Annotated in this window: 14 protein-coding genes and 1 pseudogene; 10 read left to right on the forward strand and 5 right to left on the reverse strand. The window is 45.6% G+C overall.

Annotation, left to right across the window (positions count from 1 at the left end; translation table 11 throughout):
• Window positions 1-315: 315 nt before the first annotated feature.
• Window positions 316-1,878 (forward strand): ATP-binding protein, encoded by a 1,563-nt coding sequence (locus ONT08_RS07565; protein WP_119235805.1) that lies wholly within the window; start codon window positions 316-318, stop codon window positions 1,876-1,878.
• 152 nt (window positions 1,879-2,030) lie between these two features.
• On the opposite strand, the gene ONT08_RS07570 is transcribed toward ONT08_RS07565, so the two are convergent.
• On the reverse strand, window positions 2,031-2,348 hold the full coding sequence (locus ONT08_RS07570; protein ID WP_117587376.1) for a heavy metal-binding domain-containing protein: 318 nt from the start codon (window positions 2,346-2,348) through the stop codon (window positions 2,031-2,033).
• Between the two features lie 133 nt (window positions 2,349-2,481).
• Between ONT08_RS07570 and ONT08_RS07575 the strand changes: the two genes are divergently transcribed.
• On the forward strand, window positions 2,482-4,569 hold the full coding sequence (locus ONT08_RS07575; RefSeq protein ID WP_264959641.1) for a S9 family peptidase: 2,088 nt from the start codon (window positions 2,482-2,484) through the stop codon (window positions 4,567-4,569).
• 94 nt (window positions 4,570-4,663) lie between these two features.
• Here the strand turns inward: ONT08_RS07575 and ONT08_RS07580 are convergent, their stop codons facing one another.
• Together ONT08_RS07580 and ONT08_RS07585 are read right to left on the reverse strand one after the other, a co-directional pair.
• Window positions 4,664-6,235, reverse strand: coding sequence for an Rne/Rng family ribonuclease (locus tag ONT08_RS07580; RefSeq protein WP_117692278.1), 1,572 nt, complete (start codon window positions 6,233-6,235; stop codon window positions 4,664-4,666).
• Window positions 6,236-6,515: 280 nt separating this feature from the next.
• A pseudogene (locus tag ONT08_RS07585) lies at window positions 6,516-6,812 on the reverse strand (HU family DNA-binding protein); the annotation flags it as partial.
• A 155-nt stretch (window positions 6,813-6,967) separates the two neighbouring features.
• Between ONT08_RS07585 and ONT08_RS07590 the strand changes: the two are divergent.
• The 8 genes from ONT08_RS07590 (at window position 6,968) to carB (ending at window position 19,446) form a co-directional block, all read left to right on the forward strand.
• Window positions 6,968-7,792 (forward strand): TPM domain-containing protein, encoded by an 825-nt coding sequence (locus ONT08_RS07590; protein ID WP_264959642.1) that lies wholly within the window; start codon window positions 6,968-6,970, stop codon window positions 7,790-7,792.
• A gap of 55 nt (window positions 7,793-7,847) precedes the next feature.
• Window positions 7,848-8,471 (forward strand): LemA family protein, encoded by a 624-nt coding sequence (locus tag ONT08_RS07595; protein ID WP_228112425.1) that lies wholly within the window; start codon window positions 7,848-7,850, stop codon window positions 8,469-8,471.
• A 258-nt stretch (window positions 8,472-8,729) separates the two neighbouring features.
• The gene (gene pyk, locus ONT08_RS07600; RefSeq protein WP_264959643.1) at window positions 8,730-10,184 is read left to right on the forward strand and encodes a pyruvate kinase; all 1,455 of its coding nucleotides are present in this window, start codon (window positions 8,730-8,732) and stop codon (window positions 10,182-10,184) included.
• 118 nt (window positions 10,185-10,302) lie between these two features.
• On the forward strand, window positions 10,303-11,103 hold the full coding sequence (locus tag ONT08_RS07605) for a polysaccharide biosynthesis/export family protein (RefSeq protein WP_117587379.1): 801 nt from the start codon (window positions 10,303-10,305) through the stop codon (window positions 11,101-11,103).
• Window positions 11,104-11,155: 52 nt separating this feature from the next.
• Entirely contained in the window at window positions 11,156-13,060 is a 1,905-nt protein-coding gene (gene glmS / locus ONT08_RS07610; RefSeq protein WP_117692286.1) for a glutamine--fructose-6-phosphate transaminase (isomerizing), read from the forward strand.
• A 105-nt stretch (window positions 13,061-13,165) separates the two neighbouring features.
• A complete protein-coding gene (locus tag ONT08_RS07615) occupies window positions 13,166-15,049 on the forward strand; it encodes an amidophosphoribosyltransferase (protein ID WP_264959644.1) in 1,884 nt (627 codons plus the stop codon).
• Window positions 15,050-15,124: 75 nt separating this feature from the next.
• Complete coding sequence (carA, locus tag ONT08_RS07620; protein WP_040553026.1) at window positions 15,125-16,201, forward strand: glutamine-hydrolyzing carbamoyl-phosphate synthase small subunit; 1,077 nt, start codon at window positions 15,125-15,127, stop codon at window positions 16,199-16,201.
• A gap of 11 nt (window positions 16,202-16,212) precedes the next feature.
• Window positions 16,213-19,446: a carbamoyl-phosphate synthase (glutamine-hydrolyzing) large subunit gene (gene carB / locus ONT08_RS07625; protein WP_264959645.1), complete on the forward strand. Its 3,234-nt coding sequence runs from the start codon at window positions 16,213-16,215 to the stop codon at window positions 19,444-19,446.
• 115 nt (window positions 19,447-19,561) lie between these two features.
• On the opposite strand, the gene ONT08_RS07630 is transcribed toward carB, so the two are convergent.
• Together ONT08_RS07630 and ONT08_RS07635 are read right to left on the reverse strand one after the other, a co-directional pair.
• Window positions 19,562-19,996: a retropepsin-like aspartic protease gene (locus tag ONT08_RS07630; RefSeq protein WP_117587382.1), complete on the reverse strand. Its 435-nt coding sequence runs from the start codon at window positions 19,994-19,996 to the stop codon at window positions 19,562-19,564.
• Between the two features lie 10 nt (window positions 19,997-20,006).
• Window positions 20,007-20,159, reverse strand: a complete 153-nt coding sequence (locus ONT08_RS07635) for a hypothetical protein (protein ID WP_181985913.1) — start codon at window positions 20,157-20,159, stop codon at window positions 20,007-20,009.
• Between the last annotated feature and the right edge of the window lie 38 nt (window positions 20,160-20,197).

Here is a 20,197-nt window from a genome sequence, read left to right on the forward strand (position 1 = left end):
AAAACTTGCAGGAAACATTATAAATGAAAAACAGCCAACTTTCAAATATGCTATTGAAGGTTGGCTGTTTTTTCTTGCTCAAAAGTTTGTATTATCAAAGATTATTCGTATCTTTGCAGCACGAGAACCCGCCAAGCCTCTCAACGATGCTCAAATGTGCGGGTCGTTTTTTAAGGCCGTTACCGCCCCGTTTCAAGCATGTTTTGTTGAATTGCGGTTCTATTTTTGCAGTGATATATTGTTAATAATCAGAAAAATGCTTGTTTTCTGAAATATTATCTGTATCTTTGTACATTAATTATTAAGAGTAAGATTATGGCTTCAAAGAGATATCCTTTGGGAATACAAACGTTCTCCGAAATCGTGAAGGGGAATTACTTCTATGCTGACAAGACGGCTATCGTCTATCAGTTGGCTCATTATGCCAAGTTTCATTTTCTGAGTCGCCCACGTCGATTCGGAAAATCCTTGTTTGTATCTACTCTCAAGGCCTACTTTGAAGGTAAGAAAGAACTGTTTAAGGGACTTGCCATCGAACAGATGGAGAAGGAGTGGACGGCATATCCTGTCATCCACCTGGATCTGAGCTGTGGTAAATATTATAGTTTGGAGAATACATATTCAATTCTAAACGGAATACTAGAAGTAGAAGAGAAAAAATATGGTTTAAAAGTTAATCCAATAGATGAGAAGTCTTTTGGAGGTCGTCTTAAGAACATCTTGCTTGCAGCAGCTGCTCAAACAGGTAAACAAGTTGTTGTTCTCATAGACGAATATGATGCTCCTATGCATGATTCTGTCAGTGACGAAGACTTGCAGAAAACCATCCGCAATATCATGCGAGATTTCTTCAGCCCCTTGAAGCAGCAAGAGGGAAACATCCGCTTTGTATTCATCACAGGCATCTCCAAGTTTAGCCAGCTCAGCATCTTTAGCGAGTTGAACAATCTCAAGATTCTCACGTTGAAGGATGAATACAGTAGCTGTTGTGGTATAACCAAGAGTGAATTGACTCAGTATTTCCGTGAGGGTATCGAGGAGATGGCTGAGCATAATGGACTCACTTATGAGGAGACCTTGCAGCAACTCAAGCAGCATTATGATGGCTACCATTTCAGTATCAATAGCGAGGATATCTTCAATCCTTACAGCATTATCAATGCTTTGGATGATAAGGAGTTTAATAGCTATTGGTTTACATCTGGTACGCCTACGTTTCTGGTGGAGTTGTTGCAGCAGAAGAATTTGGATATGCTCAATCTGGACGATCTGTGGATACAGGCATCACGTTTTGATACACCTACGGAAAAGCTTGCTGATCCTATTCCTGTCCTTTTCCAAAGTGGCTACCTTACCATTAAAGGATATGAGAAGAAAGGCAAGTTGTATCATCTCTGTTTCCCAGATCAAGAAGTAAGACAAGGTTTCTCGGAAAGTCTCGTCAGGTATTATTCTGCGCAAGACATGAACAGATATGATGCCATCGTGTATGCTTATTCCAAGAATGTGCTCATCAATGATGACATGGAAGCTTTTATGCCTCATTTGAAGGCATTCTATGATAAGTTCCCATATACGATTATCAACAATAATGAGCGTCACTATCAAGCCGTGATATTCACCATCTTCACCATGCTTGGCGAAGATGTGAAGGTGGAGCATACCACTTCGGATGGAAGAATAGACCTTGTGCTCAAGACGGATAAGAGTATCTTTATCTTTGAGTTGAAATATAAGAAGTCTGCCGACATCGCCATGGCGCAAATCAGCGATAAGAACTATGCCAAGGCTTTTGCCGATGATGGGAGAAAGGTTGTGAAAGTGGGTATTAACTTCTCGGAAAACCAGCGAAGTATAGAGGATTGGGTGATAGAATAAATGAAATAGAAGAAAGTTGGTGACCTTCATCAGGTGTATGTCACCACACTATATAGATAAAAATATAACTGAACAGGGACGGTAACTCGATTTTTTTAGGCAGTTACCGCCCCATTTCAAGCATGTTTTGTTCTTTTGTACAGTCGCAGAACTTAGATAATCACCGCCGTTCCGCTGCATGTTACCATCAGCATGGAGCCGCTTTTTCCTACGGTTTCGTAATCCAGGTCGATGCCCACGATGGCGTTGCAGCCCAGGGATGCGGCACGGTCGGCCATCTCTCTGAGGGCTGTATCCTTAGCCTCGCGGAGGGTGCTTTCGTAAGAACCGCTTCTGCCGCCGATTACATCACGGACACTGGCAAAGAAATCCTTTACAAAGTTGGTACCGATGATGGTTTCGCCGGTTACTACGCCACGGTATTCACGGATAGGGTGGCCTTCTATGGTTGGAGTGGTACTTAAAATCATAATCTTTTCCTTTCTTTTTTATGTTATTATCAATGTTATTTATAGCTTAGACGATAAAAGTAGTGAAAAGGTTGCAGAAAATCCAAAAATAATTGTTACTTTTGCATCTGAAAAATAAATATTTATAGGTTATATGAACAAGAGATTGATGTTTTCGGCAGCAGTCGTGATGACGCTGCTTTCGGCAAACGCTCAGAAAAGAGCGTTTACCATCGAGGATTTGTACAGGGTGAAGGGCGTATCTTCGGTGAGCCTTTCGCCTGATGGTAAGACGGTTTGCTATACCGCCAGTTCTTCTGACCTGAAGAACCAGAAGTCTGGCTCCGATATCTACATCATGAATGCGGATGGCTCTCACGCCAAGGCTCTTACCGAGGATGGAAAGAGCAGTTCTGCCATATGGAGCAAGGATGGAAAGAGTATCTTCTTTACTAATTATGAGAAAGGGACGGCTCAGATCTTTCGCATGGATCTGACTACCTGTGAGACGGAACAGGTAACTGATTATGAGTTGGGTATCGGTAGTCCTGTCATCTCTCCGGATGAGCGATACATTGCCTTTACCGCAGAAGTATATCCCGACCTGGGAGCTGATGCCAAGGCTAACAAGGCCCGGATGGAGAAAAAGGAGCAGGGACCTGTACAGGCGCATATCGCCGACAAGTTGCTCTACCGTCATTGGACGAGCTATAATGATGGCAGATGCAATCACCTTATCCTTTTCGATACACAGACGAAGACTTACAAGGATCTGACTCCGGGCAATTATTCGCTGATATTCGTGGTTGGGGGTGGAATCACCTATCAATTCTCTCCTGACAGCAAGGAGATCTGTTTCGTATCCAATCATGATGAGCATCAGGAGGCTAGCACCAATGCCGACCTGTGGACGGTATCTGTGAATGGGGGAGAACCGGTCTGCATCACGAAGGAGAACAAGGCTTGGGATGGTACTCCAGCCTATTCGCCTGACGGCAAGTATATCGCTTACCGCTTGCAGCAAGTACCTGGTTATGAGTCAGATCGCTTCCGTCTTGCTATCTACGACCGGGCTGCAAAGAAGTCTACCATCCTGACAGAGAAGTTTGACAACTGGGTAGATGATTACAAATGGGCTCCCGACAGCAAGAGTATCTTCTTCCTCGGTCAGGTACAGGGCGCTGAGCCGCTCTACAAGCTCGATATAGCCAGAAAAACCATCTCGCCGGTATTGACGGGCAAGGCCATCTCGGAGTTTGATTTCGACAATAAGGGTATGGTATATTATACCTATAGCACGACAGGCAAACCATCGGCTCTTTATCGCCAGCAGGTAAAAAAGTGGAATGGAACTCCTGTAGCCAGCGGCAAGGAACAGCAGATAACCTTCCTCAACCAGCAGTTGGAGGATGAGGTGGATATCCGTCCATCTGAGAGCATCTGGGTAGATGGCGCTGGTGGCGACAAGGTACAGGTATTCATCGTGAAGCCACACAACTTTGATGCCAGCAAGAAATATCCGCTTATCATCAATGTGCATGGCGGACCACAGATGCAGTGGATGAATTCCTTCCGTGGCGACTGGCAGGTTTATCCTGCTGCCGGTTATGTGGTGGCTTATCCTAACCCTCATGGCTCTACGGGATATGGTCAGGCTTTCACCCGTGCCATTTCCGGTGATTGGGGCGGAAAGGTATTTGAGGATGTGATGAAGGTTACCGATAAGATGGCAACTCTGGAATATGTTGACTCCACGAGGATGGGAGCGATGGGATGGTCGTATGGCGGCTATATGATGAACTGGCTGCAGGGTCATACCAAGCGATTCAAGTGTCTGGCTTCCATGATGGGTGTATATGACTTGCGCTCTATGTGGGGCAGTACTGAGGAAGTATGGTTTCCTAACTTTGAGTTAGAGGGACAGCCTTATAATTCCGATCTCTACGAGAAGTGGTCGCCATCCTCATACATCAAGAACTTCTCAACACCAACTCTCGTGATGACGGGCGAGCTGGACTATCGTGTACCATATACCCAGAGTTTGCAGTATTTCACAGCTTTGCAGACCCTGAACATTCCTTCGCGACTGATAGTCTTGAAGTATGATGGTCACTGGCCAAGCAACCTGAAGTCTATGCCGCTCTATTACAATGCGCACCTCGACTGGTTCCATCGTTATCTTGGCGGTGCTCCTGCACCTTGGGACACAGAGAAAATGGTGAATAATGAGATAGATTACTAAAATGCCCTATATATAATAAGGTGTAGAAAACCAAAATAAAAAAGCTCCATTCGCAAACTGATACGAATGGAGCTTTTTTCTGATAATTAAAAACTTACTTTGTTTCCTGTTCTTCCTGCATGTCCAGATACTGGTTGTCCTTGTCGTAGAATTCGTACTGGAGGAATGCCAGTTTCTGTGAAGGAATCACATTGAAGCCGAAACCATACTTAAACTGCCATCTGCGCTTCAGGGAAATGAAGCCCTTGTTGATGAAGGCAGCCACGTAAGGATTCACATACAAAGTGAATTTCTTGACGCCAATCTTGTTGACTAGGCGGTCGATTTTTCTTTCCAACTGGTCGGTAAAGAGGATGCTAGACTTAATCTTGCCCGTACCGAAACAGGTAGGGCAGGTTTCATCTACATTCACATCCATTGCCGGACGTACACGCTGGCGTGTAATCTGCATCAGTCCGAACTTGCTCAATGGCAGGATGTTGTGCTTGGCACGGTCCTTCTGCATGTTCTTGCACATGCGCTCATAGAGCAACTGTCGGTCTTCGGCAAGATTCATGTCGATGAAGTCGACAACAATAATACCTCCCATGTCTCGGAGGCGCAATTGTCTTGCCAACTCATCAGCAGCGCCGAGGTTAACATCCAGTGCATTTGCTTCCTGACCTTTCTCACGAGTTCTGTTGCCACTGTTTACATCGACAACGTGCAAGGCCTCGGTGTGCTCGATGATGAGATAAGCACCGTGCTTGTAGTTAACAACACGACCAAAGCCAGCTTTAATCTGCTTGGTAATGCTGAAATTGTCGAAGATAGGCACCTTACCGGTGTAGAGCTTAACTATGCCCGCCTTTTCAGGGGCTATTAGAGAAACATAATTCTTCACCTCGTTCATTACATCTTCGTTGTTCACGTAGATGTTCTCGTAAGATGGGTTAAACAAGTCACGCAAGAGAGCAACGGCTCTTCCGGTCTCCTCGAATGCAAGTTGCGGGCGCTGCTGGGTCTTCTGTACCTTGGCGATAGCATCCTCCCATCGCTTCACCAGGACTTTCAGTTCAGCATCGAGCTCAGCGACCTTCTTACCCTCAGCCACAGTGCGGACGATAACGCCGCAATTCTTTGGTTTGATGCTGTGAATGAGTTGTTTGAGTCGGGAGCGTTCTTCACCGCTTTTAATTTTCGACGAGACAGAAACTTTATCACCGAATGGCATGAGTACCAGGTATCGGCCCGCGAATGAGATTTCGCCTGTGAGTCGAGGTCCCTTGGTAGAGATTGGTTCCTTTACGATTTGTACCAGCACTTCCTGTCCTGCTTTGAGCACATTCTGTATGCTGCCGTCCTTTTCCAATTCAGGCATTTTGCTGGCTTTAGAGAATGGGAAAAGTTTCTTTCTGTCGCTCTGTACTTGTTTAAGGTACTTCTGGTAGGAATTAAAATGACTTCCTAGGTCAAGATAATGAAGAAAGGCGTCGCGTTCATAACCTACATCCACGAAGCAGGCGTTAAGACCCGGCATCAGTTTTTTTACCTTTGCGATGTAGATGTTGCCCACAGAGAACGATGCCTCACGAGGTTCGTTCTGGTATTCTACCAGCTGCTTGTCCTCCATGAGTGCGATAGAGATGTCTTTCTGTTGGACATCAATTACAACTTCGCTTGTCATATCTTCAATAATCTTTTAACTTTAAATTAATACAAAAAAAGGGTATGTCATTCCATATCAGAACTGACACACCCCCTCAGTCACGAACTGACCGAGAGCTATAGTAGACTAGCTACACTGCTAGCTTACTTGCTCTTATGTCTGTTCTTACGTAATCTTTTTTTACGCTTGTGAGTAGCCATCTTGTGGCCCTTCTTTTTCTTTCCGTTTGGCATGATTTTAAAATTTTAAAATATTGTTATTATAAAAAATGATATTTCTCTCTTCCTGTCCAGCAGTATTACTGAGCGTTCTGCATCTCCTCGATGAAGCTCTTTGATGGCTTGAAGCTTGGTAAGTCGTGAGCTGGAATGGTGATGGTTGTATTCTTAGAGATGTTACGGGCAGTCTTAGCAGCACGATGCTTGATGTTGAAGCTGCCGAAGCCACGCAAGTATACATTGTCCTTCTTTTCGATGAGGCACTTCTTAACCTCTTCCATAAAAGCCTCTACTACAGTACCTACTTCTTTCTTAGGCATACCAGTAGCGATAGCTACCTCATTAATGATATCTGCTTTGGTCATTTCTTTATTTTTTACTAATTTTACTTGTTAATCTTTATTTCGGTGTGCAAAGATACAAGTTTTTTATGATATAACAAAATACTTAAGGCTTTTTTTGCAAAAATAATGCTCTAAGTATTTGCATATAAGGTTTTTATTGCGTATTTTTGCACCAAAATAGAGAAATTATGAGATTTAAGAGATATTTTTTGGCTTTGATGATGGTTGCCTTTCATGCATTGGCGTTGACGGCTGGGGAGGTCTGGACGGCGAAAAATGTACCGATTCCTTTCCTCAAGGATTCTACGCAATATGTTTCCGACCCGGATGGATATGTTGATAAGGCTCAGAAGGATTCTGCCAATTTCTATCTTCAGAAACTGAAGTTGGAGTGTGGCGTACAGAATGTGCTCATCATTGTGGGAAAGGTTGATAACCAGGATGCCTTCCGGATGGCGCAGGATGTGGGCAACCAATATGGTATCGGTTACAAGAAGAGTCGGAGAGGACTGGTTATTGTCATCGCGGTGGAGGACCATAAGTACTTTATTGCTCCAGGAAGCGGACTGGAGGGTGAGTTGACCGATGTAGACTGCGATGATATTGCCCGAGCTTGCATCGTGAAGTATATGCGCGAAGGCAATCCGGGTGAGGCAGTAGCATCTGTAAGCCGTGCTATATATAATAAGGTGAAAAGTGGACGGACGGGAATTGCGGATGTTGATGAAGGTTCGGTTAATGACGAAGAGGACTGGTTCCTGGTCATTATCCTCTTCCTTATCTTCTTCGGTATTCCTATCTATCTGTTTATCAGGTATATTCTGGAGATGCTCGGCATTGTGAAGCCAAGACCGAAGAGCAATCAGAGAAACCAGTCTCGTAGGAGAAACAATGACGATGACTGGATACCTCCTTTCTTTATGGGAGGTGGCGGTTCTTCCGGCGGCGGTTTCTCGGGCGGTTCTTTTGGCGGAGGTACCTTTAGCGGAGGTGGCTCTGGCGGAGGATGGTGATGCCTTTGATAGTTAATAGTTTATAGTTTAGAATTAATAATTAATAATAATGACAATGGAACAGACAATGAATTCAAACATGCAACCGGCAAAGAGAGGTATAAAGAAAAGCTGGATTATTCTGGGCATCGTAGTTGTGCTGGTACTATGGATGTTCAGTGGTTATAACGGATTGGTAGAGAAACAGGAGTTGGCTACCACAGAGTTGGCTAATGTTCAGACTCAGTATCAGCGTCGTGCTGATATGATGCCACAGTTGGCTAAGATTGTAAAGGCTTATGCCAAGCATGAGAAAGAAACCTTCGCCGAGGTGACCAAGGCTCGTGCTGCTGTAGGTCAGGTAAAACTGGATGCCAATAATCTTACTGAGGCTAGCCTGAAGAAATATACTGCTGCACAGGGCGAGTTGGCGAATGCATTCTCCAAACTGATGGTAGTAGCCGAGAAATATCCTGAGTTGAAAGCCAGCGAGAACTTCAAGGCTCTTCAGGTTCAGGAAGAGGGTACGGAAAACCGTATCAGCGAGGCACGCCGCAAGTATAATGAAGCCGTTCAGAACTATAACCAGACGGTTAGAAAAATGCCTAGTGCCCTTATCGCCGGCCTCTTCAATTTCAATGTGATGCCTAAGTTTGAGGCAGCAGCAGGAGCTGAGAAGGCGCCAGATTTGGACATCTAATTTAGAATTGATCATTAAGAATCCTGTTTTTCAATGGGATTAATAGATTTGTTATCTAGTCAATGGGAACGAGAAGTGTCCCATTGGCTAGATTTTCTGTTTTATGCGCTTTCAATTTGAAAGTAACTCAATATTTTATATATATTTTGTATTTCAGATGTTTTTTATTTCAGAAATTCTTTGTATCTTTGCACGCAATTTAAGAAATATGGTAGAAATACCGCAAACATTGAAATTTCAATAAGGTAAATTACAAATATGAAACAAACAAAGATTGTCGCTTCCATCAGTGATCGTAGATGTGATCAGGATTTTATCCGAAAACTGTTTTTCGCCGGTATGAACGTTGTTCGTATGAATACTGCTCATGCCACAGAAGAGGGTATACGCACCATCGTAAAGAATGTAAGAGCCGTGTCTCCACATATTGGTATTATGATTGATACCAAAGGTCCTGAGGTGCGAACTACAGGTGTGAAGGAACCTATCCACTACAATGTTGGTGATGTAGTGAAAATCTTTGGACGTCCGGAAATGGAGTCTTCTCATGATATTGTGAATGTGAGTTATCCTGACATCGCAGCCGATGTAAAGGTAGGTGATGATTTGCTCTTCGATGATGGTGAACTCGATATGAAGATTATCGACAGCCAGGGTCCTATGCTGGTTGCCGAGGTTCAGAACGAGGGAGTGCTCGGGGCTCACAAGAGCGTGAATGTGCCGGGAGAGCATATCGACCTGCCTGCACTGACAGAGAAAGACCGCCGAAATATTGAACTCGCTATCGAGTTGGATATTGATTTCATCGCTCACTCTTTTGTGCGCAATGCAGCCGATGTGAAGGCAGTTCAGGATATCTTGGACGCTCACAACAGTGATATCAAGATTATCTCTAAGATTGAAAATCAGGAAGGTGTTGATAATATTGACGAGATTATTGATGCCTGCTATGGTATCATGGTTGCCCGTGGTGACCTGGGTATCGAGGTGCCAATCGAGAGAATTCCAGGCATCCAGCGCCGTATCATCTCTAAGTGTGTGAAGACGCAGAAACCGGTAATCGTAGCAACACAGATGTTGCATACAATGATTAAGAATCCACGTCCTACTCGTGCAGAGGTAACCGATATTGCCAATGCTATCTTCTATCGCACCGATGCGCTGATGCTTTCTGGTGAAACAGCAAGCGGAAAGTATCCTGTAGAAGCTGTGCAGACCATGGCCCGTATTGCTGAGCAGGCAGAGAAGGATAAGTCTCCACTGAATGATATTGATCCAATGGAAGATGGTAAGATTGACCAGAAGCTCTTCCTGGCTCATGCTGCCATTGAGGCTACAAAGAAGTTGGGTGTTGCTGGTATTATTACCGATGGCGAGACCGGTCAGACTGCACGCGACCTGGCAGCCTTCCGTGGTCCAAATCCGGTATTGGCAATCTGCTATAAGGAGAAACTCCAGCGCTGGTTGAATCTGAGCTATGGTATTATTCCAATTCATCAGAAGGATCAGGTTTCTACCAAGGCTATGTTTACCGCAGCGGTACGTATGCTTCGCCAGAAAGGCTACTTAGGTGAGGAGGATAAGATTGCTTATCTGAGCGGTAGCTTTGGAGAGGGTGGAGGCACAACCTTCGTAGAGATTAATAAAGTGAAGAAGATTTTCGATAACAGTTATAGCTTTAATTTGCCATCAAATGGTATCGAAGATAAGTAAAAAAGGCTATTATTTCAAAAAAAAATAGACGTAAATAGAATTATTGGTGCAAAAATTTGCAGTATTCAAAAAAATACCGTAATTTTGCACCAATATTTTAAAACGAAAATTTTAGAAAATGAAAAAACTCGTTAGTTCAGTTTTAGTCGCTTTGACTATGCTCTTAGTACTTGGCAGTTGTGGAAGTACTAAGAATGTAGCTTATTTCCAAAATGCAGATTCTATCAGTTTGGCTGCTTCAAGAATGCTTTATGAAGCTAAGATTATGCCTAAGGACGAACTTACCATTACCGTGATTACGACAGATCCAAAGGCTGCCATGCCTTTCAACCTTTCTGTTTCTCAAACTTTGGGAAACAGCGGGCAGTTGAGTTCTGGTACTGGTTCTTTGCAAGGTTATCTGGTTGACAATTCCGGTAACATCGAGTTTCCTGTTGTTGGAACATTGCATGTAGGTGGTTTGACCAAGAAACAGGCAGAAGATCTTATCAAGAAAAAGGTAAAGCCTTACTTGGCAGCAAAGGAAAATCCAATCGTTACAGTTCGTATGGCAAGTTATCATGTTTCTGTATTAGGTGAAGTTACCAAGCCGGGCATCATTTCAGTACCTCAGGAGAAAATGAGTATTCTCGAGGCTTTGGCTCAGGCAGGCGACCTTACTATCTATGGTAAGCGCGACAATGTGTTGCTGATTCGTCAGGATGCAGCAGGAGAGAAGCATACCTATCGTATGAACTTGAATGATGCAAATATCATTAATTCACCATTCTATTATCTGCAGCAGAATGATATTATCTATGTAGAACCAAATAAGGTGAAAGCTCAAAACTCATCTATCGGTTCATCTACTACATTGTGGTTCTCTGCCGTTGGTACATTGATTTCTATCGCATCATTGATTGTCAATATCTTGCGATAGCAGGTAATAGAAGGGAGTAAAATCAGGATACTACAAAAATAATAATATATATATGTGTGGCATTGTAGGATATTTAGGTAAGGGTGAGGCTTATCCTGCTCTTATCAAAGGCTTAAAGCGTTTGGAATATCGTGGATACGATAGTGCAGGCGTGGCTCTTATCAGTAATGATGGTGCTTTGAACGTTTACAAAGCAAAGGGTAAGGTGGCAGATCTTGAAGCGTTCTGCTCTGATAAGGATATTTCGGGACATGTGGGTATTGCTCATACTCGTTGGGCTACCCATGGAGAGCCTTCAGCTGTAAATGCTCACCCGCATTATTCCTCTAGCAAGAACCTTGCCATGATTCATAATGGAATCATAGAAAACTATGCCGATATCAAGAAGAATCTCATTGCTAAGGGAGTAGAGTTTAAGAGCGAGACGGATACTGAGGTTCTCGTTCAGCTGATTGAATATATTCAGATAAAGAAAAATCTCGACTTGCTGACTGCCGTTCAGGTGGCTCTCCGTCAGGTAATCGGAGCCTACGCTATCGCTATTCTTGATAAGCGTAACCCTAATCAGATCATTGCTGCCCGTAAGCAGAGTCCGTTGGTTGTAGGTATCGGAAAGGATGGTGAGTTTTATCTCGGTTCTGATGCCAGTCCTATCATCGAATATACAGATAAGGTGGTTTATCTGGAGGATGGTAACATCGCTGTGATGCGCCTCGGTGAGGAATTGCAGGTGGTGAACATCCAGAACGTTAAACTCAACCCTGAGGTACAGACCGTAGACATTGATCTCGGTCAGATAGAGAAGGGCGGTTTCCCTCACTTTATGTTGAAGGAAATTTTTGAGCAGCCAGAGTGCCTTCGTAACTGTATGCGTGGTCGTGTAGTTAGCCGCACAGTGGAAACTCGCGTAATGACTGATGGCGACGATACAACCAGCAAGAAGGAGACTGAGATGGGGGTCGTGCTCAGCTCCATTACCGACCATCGCCAGCAGCTTCTCAATGCCAAGCGAATCATCATCGTGGCTTGTGGTACATCATGGCATGCCGGACTTATCGGCAAGCAGATGATAGAGAACTATTGTCGCATCCCTGTGGAAGTGGAATATGCATCTGAATTCCGTTACCGTAATCCTGTGGTAACGAAGGATGATGTGGTCATCGCCATTTCCCAAAGTGGTGAAACCGCTGATACCCTGGCTGCCATCAAGCTTGCCAAGGAGAGCGGTGCGTTTATCTATGGTATCTGTAACTCCATCGGTTCTTCCATCGCACGAGAGACAGATACAGGTACCTATATTCACGTAGGTCCGGAGATTGGTGTTGCCTCTACCAAGGCGTTCACTGGTCAGGTTACCGTCCTTATCCTCCTGGCACTTGCCATCGGTAAGGAGAGGGGAACCATCAGCGAAAATGAATATCAGAAGATTACAGAACAGCTTTGGAACATTCCTGCCAAGATGAAGGAAGTGTTGAAGCTCAACAATAAGATAGCTGACTTGAGCCGTACGTTTACATACGCTCGCAATTTCATCTATCTGGGCCGTGGATTCCAGTATCCTGTGGCCCTTGAGGGTGCATTGAAGTTGAAGGAGATTAGCTACATCCACGCTGAGGGTTATCCTGCAGCGGAGATGAAGCATGGTCCTATCGCATTGATTGACAGCGATATGCCAGTGGTAGTTATTGCTACCCACAACTTCATGTACGAGAAGGTCTTGTCTAATATCCAGGAGATTAAAGCCCGTCAGGGTCGTGTTATTGCTATTGTCAGCAATGGCGACGAAACCATCTCTAAGATTGCCGACGAAGTGATTGAACTCCCTGAGACCTTGGAGTGCCTGGAGCCATTATTGGCTACCATTCCTTTGCAGCTCTTGGCTTACCATGTAGCTGTATGTAAGGGCAAGGACGTTGACCAACCTAGAAACTTGGCCAAGTCAGTTACTGTAGAATAATATATAAAGGGATTCGTCATTTCTTGACGTTTCCCTTTTTTTGGAGGGGGATCCCTCGGATAGGTATATTCAAATTTAACTAAATAAGATAAGGATAATAGAGAGATGGAACCATTGAAACATGAGTGTGGTGTAGCAATGATCAGATTGCTCAAGCCACTGGAGTATTACCAGCAGAAGTATGGTACTTGGATGTACGCACTCAACAAACTCTATCTGATGATGGAGAAGCAGCACAACCGTGGCCAGGAGGGTGCTGGTATGGCTTGTGTCAAACTGGGCGGTAAGCCTGGTCATGAGTATATGTTCCGTGAGCGTGCAGAGGGCAAGAATGCCGTGACCGAAATCTTCGGCAAGGCGAATGCCAACTTCAAGAGCCTGACTCCCGAGCAGCTTGCTGATGCAAAGTTCGCTAAAGAGGAACTGCCTTTTGCAGGCGAACTTTATATGGGACACCTGCGCTACAGTACCACCGGAAAGAGTGGCATTCAGTATGTGCACCCATTCCTGCGACGTAACAACTGGAAGGCGAAGAACCTCTGCCTTTGTGGTAACTTCAACATGACCAACGTAGATGAAATCTTCGAGGAACTTACCAAGCAGGGCCAGAGTCCTCGCATCTACAGCGACACCTACATCATGCTTGAACTGATGGGCCACCGTCTGGACAGAGAGGTGGAGCGCAACTTCGTAGCTGCAAAGGCGATGGAGATGCAGAATACCGATATCACCAACTATATAGAAGACCACGTGAAGATGAGCAATGTACTCAAGACCACGATGAAGAACTTTGATGGCGGTTATGTGGTTTGCGGTATCACCGGTTCGGGTGAAATGTTCTCTATGCGCGACCCTTGGGGCATCCGTCCTGCGTTCTATTACAAGAACGATGAAATCGTGGTAGTAGCCAGCGAGCGCCCTGTACTCCAGACCACCTTCGACCTGGAGGCAGAGGAAGTGCAGGAACTGATGCCGGGCACGGCGCTTCTCGTGAAGAAGAACGGAGAGTGCAGCATCGAGCGCATCATGGAGCAGAAGGGCGATTCAGCCTGCTCATTCGAGCGCATCTACTTCAGTCGTGGTTCCGACAAGGATATCTATAAGGAGCGTAAGCAGTTGGGCGAGCAGTTGACCCAGCCTATCCTGAAGGCTGTGGATTATGATGTAGACCACACCGTGTTCAGCTATATCCCGAACACTGCCGAGGTGGCTTACTATGGCATGTTGAGCGGTTTCAAGAAGTATCTTAATGAGACCAAGATTGAGCAGATTGCCAACCTCGACCATGTTCCATCAAAAGAAGAATTATACGAAATCCTCGGCGACTTCGTCCGCTCAGAAAAGATAGCATGGAAGGATATCAAACTCCGTACCTTCATCACCGAGGGCAACAGTCGTAACGACCTGGCGAGCCATGTGTATGATGTAACCTACGGAAGCATCGAGCCGAATGTGGATAATCTTGTCATTATCGATGATAGTATCGTGCGTGGTACTACCCTGAAGGAGAGTATTCTCCGCATCCTCGACCGTCTGCATCCTAAGAAGATTGTAGTGGTTTCCAGTGCCCCTCAGATCCGATATCCGGATTACTACGGCATCGATATGGCAAGACTGGAAGAGTTCTGCGTGTTCCGTGCTGCCATCCAGCTTTTGAAAGAGCGCAAGATGGAAGACCTTATCGAGCAGACCTATGAGGCTTGCAAGGCAGAATTGGCAAAGCCAAAGGAGGAGCAGATCAATCCAGTACGCTCCATCTACAAGTCATTCAGCACCGAGGAAATCAACGAGAAGATTGTTGAGATGCTTCGCCCAGAGGGCATGACCACTCCTATCCAGCTTGTATTCCAGAGCATCGAGGGCTTGCGCGAGGCGATTCCAAACCACAAGGGCGACTGGTATTTCACCGGTCATTATCCAACCCCAGGCGGCACGAAGCTCTGCAACCAGTCGTTTGTAAACTACATCGAAAACGTTTATCATAAATAAGTGAATAGAGAAGAACGAAGAGTGAAGAATTCATTTGCTCTTATAAGTATGAAATAAAAGAATCAAATGTCAGATATGAAAAAAGTAACCTTAGTTTTGAGCGATGGTACCAAGTTCCATGGCAAATCTTTTGGATATGACGCTCCTGTAGCGGGCGAGGTTGTGTTCAACACAGCCATGATGGGATATCCAGAGAGTTTGACCGACCCTTCTTACGCCGGTCAGTTGATGACACTTACATTCCCTCTTGTGGGCAACTATGGTGTGCCTCCATTTACTTTCGAGGAGAACGGTTTGCCAACCTTCATGGAGAGTGACAAGATTTATGCTTCTGCCATCATCGTGAATGATTACAGCGAGCAGTACAGCCACTGGAATGCAGTGGAGAGTCTTGCCGACTGGTTGAAGCGCGAAAAGGTGCCAGGAATCACAGGCATCGACACCCGTGAGTTGACTAAGGTGCTTCGTGAGCATGGTGTGATGATGGGTAAGATTCTCTTTGATGATGAACCAGACAACATTCCTGAGGCTAACTATGAGGGTGTAAACTTTGTTGACCAGGTAAGCTGCAAGGAGATTATCCGTTATAACGAGGGTGCCGGCAAGAAGGTGGTTCTCGTTGACTGCGGTGTGAAGGCAAACATCATCCGTTGCCTCATCAACAGAGGCGTAGAGGTGATCCGTGTGCCATGGAATTACGATTACACCGATATGGACTTCGACGGATTGTTCCTGGCCAATGGTCCTGGTGACCCAGATATGTGCGAGGATGCAGTAAACATTATTCGCAAGCAGATCAGCCAGAGCCGCAAGCCTATCTGCGGTATCTGTATGGGTAACCAGTTGCTTTCTAAGGCAGCCGGTGCTACTATCTACAAGTTGAAGTATGGTCACCGTTCACACAACCAGCCAGTGCGCATGGTAGGAACCAACAATTGCTACATCACCTCTCAGAACCACGGTTATGCCGTTGATGCCAAGACATTGGGCAACGATTGGGAGGAGCTTTTTGTAAATATGAATGATGGCTCTAACGAGGGTATCCGCCACAAGGTGAACCCTTGGTTCTCAAGCCAGTTCCACCCAGAGGCTTGCTCAGGCCCTGTGGATACAGAGTTCATGTTTGATAAGTTTGTAGAAACACTTAAATAATTAGGAAAATAATGAAAGACGAAAATATAAAGAAGGTGCTCCTCTTAGGTTCTGGAGCCTTGAAGATCGGTGAAGCAGGTGAGTTCGACTACTCAGGTTCGCAGGCCCTGAAGGCATTGCGCGAGGAAGGTATCGAGACTGTGCTCATCAACCCGAATATCGCAACCGTACAGACATCAGAAGGTGTTGCCGACCAGATTTACTTCCTGCCAGTGCAGCCTTACTTCGTAGAGCGTGTCATCCAGAAGGAGAAGCCAGACGGAATCCTCCTCAGCTTCGGTGGTCAGACTGCCCTCAACTGTGGTGTAGAACTCTATCGCCAGGGCATCCTGGAGAAATATAATGTCAAGGTATTGGGTACTCCAGTACAGGCTATCATGGACACTGAGGACCGTGAGCTCTTCGTAGAGAAGTTGGATGAAATCAATGTGAAGACCATCAAGAGCGAGGCTTGCGAGAACATCGAGCAGACCCGCAAGGCTGCTGCTGAGCTCGGCTATCCTGTCATCATCCGTGCTGCTTACGCCTTGGGTGGTCTCGGTTCTGGTTTCGCAGACAACGAGGAGGAGCTGAACAAACTCGCAGAGAAGGCTTTCTCTTTCTCTCCACAGGTATTGGTAGAGAAGAGTTTGAAGGGCTGGAAAGAGATTGAGTATGAGGTAGTTCGCGACCGTTACGACAACTGTATCACAGTTTGTAACATGGAGAACTTCGACCCACTGGGAATCCATACCGGTGAGAGTATCGTCATCGCTCCATCTCAGACCCTGAGCAATTCTGAGTATCATAAGCTCCGTGCCCTCGCCATCAAGATTATCCGTCACATCGGAATCGTGGGTGAGTGTAACGTGCAGTATGCCTTCGACCCTAAGAGCGAGGATTATCGTGTAATCGAGGTGAATGCCCGTTTGAGCCGTTCATCAGCCTTGGCATCTAAGGCTACTGGTTATCCTCTTGCCTTCGTTGCAGCCAAGCTCGGTATGGGCTACGGTCTGTTCGAGTTGAAGAACTCAGTAACCAAGACCACATCTGCCTTCTTCGAGCCAGCATTGGACTACGTAGTTTGTAAGATTCCTCGTTGGGACTTGTCTAAGTTCCGTGGTGTAGATAAGGAGTTGGGCTCATCTATGAAGTCAGTAGGTGAGGTAATGGCCATCGGCCGCAACTTCGAGGAGGCCATCCAGAAGGGTCTTCGTATGATTGGTCAGGGCATGCACGGTTTCGTAGAGAACAAGGAACTTGAAATCGACGATATCGATGCAGCTTTGCGCGAGCCAACAGATAAGCGTGTGTTCGTGATTTCAAAGGCAATGCACAAGGGCTATACCGTAGATCAGATTCACGACTTGACCAAGATTGACAAGTGGTTCCTTGAGAAGTTGAAGCACATCATCGATATCGACGAGGCGATGAAGAAGTGCAACATCAATACTCTTGAACAGGATTTGCTCCGCATCGCTAAGGTTTACGGTTTTACCGACTTCCAGGTAGCCCGCGCCGTGGGCTTGGAGCAGGAGTTGGGCAACATGCACAAGGCTGCCCTCCTGGTTCGCAACAAGCGCAAGAGCTATGGCATCCTGCCTGTAGTGAAGCAGATTGATACCCTGGCAGCAGAGTATCCTGCTCAGACCAACTACCTCTATGTAACCTATGCAGGCGTGAAGAGCGACATTACCTTCGAGAACGACCACCGTTCTATCATCGTACTCGGTTCAGGTGCTTACCGCATCGGTTCTTCCGTAGAGTTCGACTGGTGTGGCGTTCAGGCATTGAACACCATCCGCAAGGAAGGCTGGCGTTCTGTGATGATCAACTACAACCCAGAGACCGTATCTACCGACTACGATATGTGCGACCGTCTCTACTTCGACGAGTTGACCTTCGAGCGTGTGATGGATATCATCGAGATGGAGCAGCCTCATGGCGTTATCGTATCTACCGGTGGTCAGATTCCAAACAACCTGGCTATGCACCTCGATGCACAGAACGTGCCAATCCTGGGTACTGCTGCCAAGGACATCGATAACGCTGAGGATCGTGCCAAGTTCTCTCAGATGTTGACCAACAACGGCATCAACCAGCCAGAGTGGAGCGCCCTGACCTCTATGGAGGATATCGACAACTTCATCGAGCGTGTAGGCTTTCCTGTATTGGTTCGTCCTAGCTACGTGCTTTCTGGTGCTGCGATGAACGTATGTTCTAACGAGGATGAGCTGAAGCGATTCCTGCAGTTGGCTGCCAATGTAAGCGAGGATCACCCAGTGGTAGTAAGTAAGTTTATTGAACATGCCAAGGAGATTGAGATGGATGCAGTGGCAAAGAATGGCGAGGTGATTGCCTATGCGATTTCCGAGCACATCGAGTTTGCCGGTGTTCACTCAGGTGATGCTACCATCCAGTTCCCTCCTCAGAAGTTGTATGTTGAGACAGTTCGTCGTGTAAAGCGAGTAGGTCGTCAGATTGCCAAGGAGTTGCACATCAATGGTCCGTTCAACATCCAGTTCATGGCTCGTGACAATGATATTCTCGTTATCGAGTGTAACCTTCGTGCCAGCCGTTCGTTCCCATTCGTAAGCAAGGTATTGAAGATCAACCTCATCGAGTTGGCTACCCGCGTAATGCTCGGTTTGCCAGTAGAGAAGCCACACAAGAACCTCTTCGATCTCGACTATGTAGGTATCAAGGCTTCTCAGTTCAGCTTCAACCGTTTGCAGAAGGCAGACCCAGTATTGGGTGTGGATATGAGCAGTACGGGTGAGGTAGGTTGCTTGGGCGACGATACATCTACCGCACTTCTGAAGAGTATGCTTTCTGTGGGTCATCGCATTCCTGCCAAGAACATCCTGCTTTCTACTGGTTCTGCCAAGCAGAAGGTAGATTTGCTTGATGCAGCCCAGATGCTGGTTAAGCATGGCTACAAGCTGTATGCAACCGGTGGTAGTAGCAAGTTCCTCACCGAGAATGGCATTGAGAACACCCGTGTGCTTTGGCCATCAGAGGAGGCAGAAGGTGGTGCGCCTAAGGCTTTGGAGATGCTCCACAACCATGAGATTGATATGGTAGTGAATATTCCGAAAAACTTGACCAGCAGCGAGTTGAGTAATGGTTACAAGATTCGCCGTGCTGCCATCGACCTGAACGTGCCATTGATTACTAATAGTCGTCTGGCGAGCGCATTCATCTATGCATTCTGCACTACCAAGCTCGAGGATATCGATATCAAGGCTTGGGGCGAGTATAAATAGTTGATAGTTAATAGTTAAGAATTGATAGTTAAGTCATTCTTGACGATTCCCAATAGAAAAATCCCTGCTGTAGGAAAGGCTTCCTATGGCAGGGATTTTTTAGATAATAAACGTCTTACTCAAATTCAATATGCTCTTGTGAAGGAATACGGAAAGAGAACCATGTTTCTCCATTTTTGTTGGTGATAGCTAAGTCTCCTCGTGTAATGGTGTCCATGCCAATGATAATGTCATTGTCTTCTAAATCACAAGCAAGAACTTCCAAATCTTTTATCCAAGCACCTTCTTTGGCAAAATATAGGCTTATTTTATAAGTGTAAGCCTCTACATTTCCGCCAATTCCTGCAATCATGGCTTTTTGGATAGGTTCCAATCCTAAAGCAGCTGCTATGTTTCTGGATATAATAGTGTTTGTAGCACCTGTATCCCAAAGGACATCCTTGGCTTCGCAATATTCAAGTTTATTGTTAGTTGCAGGTTTTATCACAAAACAGCTTGACAGAATGCTTTCAGCCTTTGCAGGATATTTTTGTGTAATAGACTTTTTCATCTTGAAGTTTTTATTGAGCCTTAACCTTGTGGATGGTAGCAAGTCGTGCTATGTGTCCTTTCGGAAGTGGAGACATAGTAATCTCGCTATGAGCAGGGAAAAACTTGTCGATGTCTTTGTAGTCTATGGTATGAACTTGTATTTTCTTGTCTTTTGTTTCCATATAGCTTTCCTTTCTTTTATTATTGTTGCAAAGATACG

The organism is Segatella copri (assembly GCF_026015465.1).
Lineage (GTDB): Bacteria > Bacteroidota > Bacteroidia > Bacteroidales > Bacteroidaceae > Prevotella > Prevotella copri_E.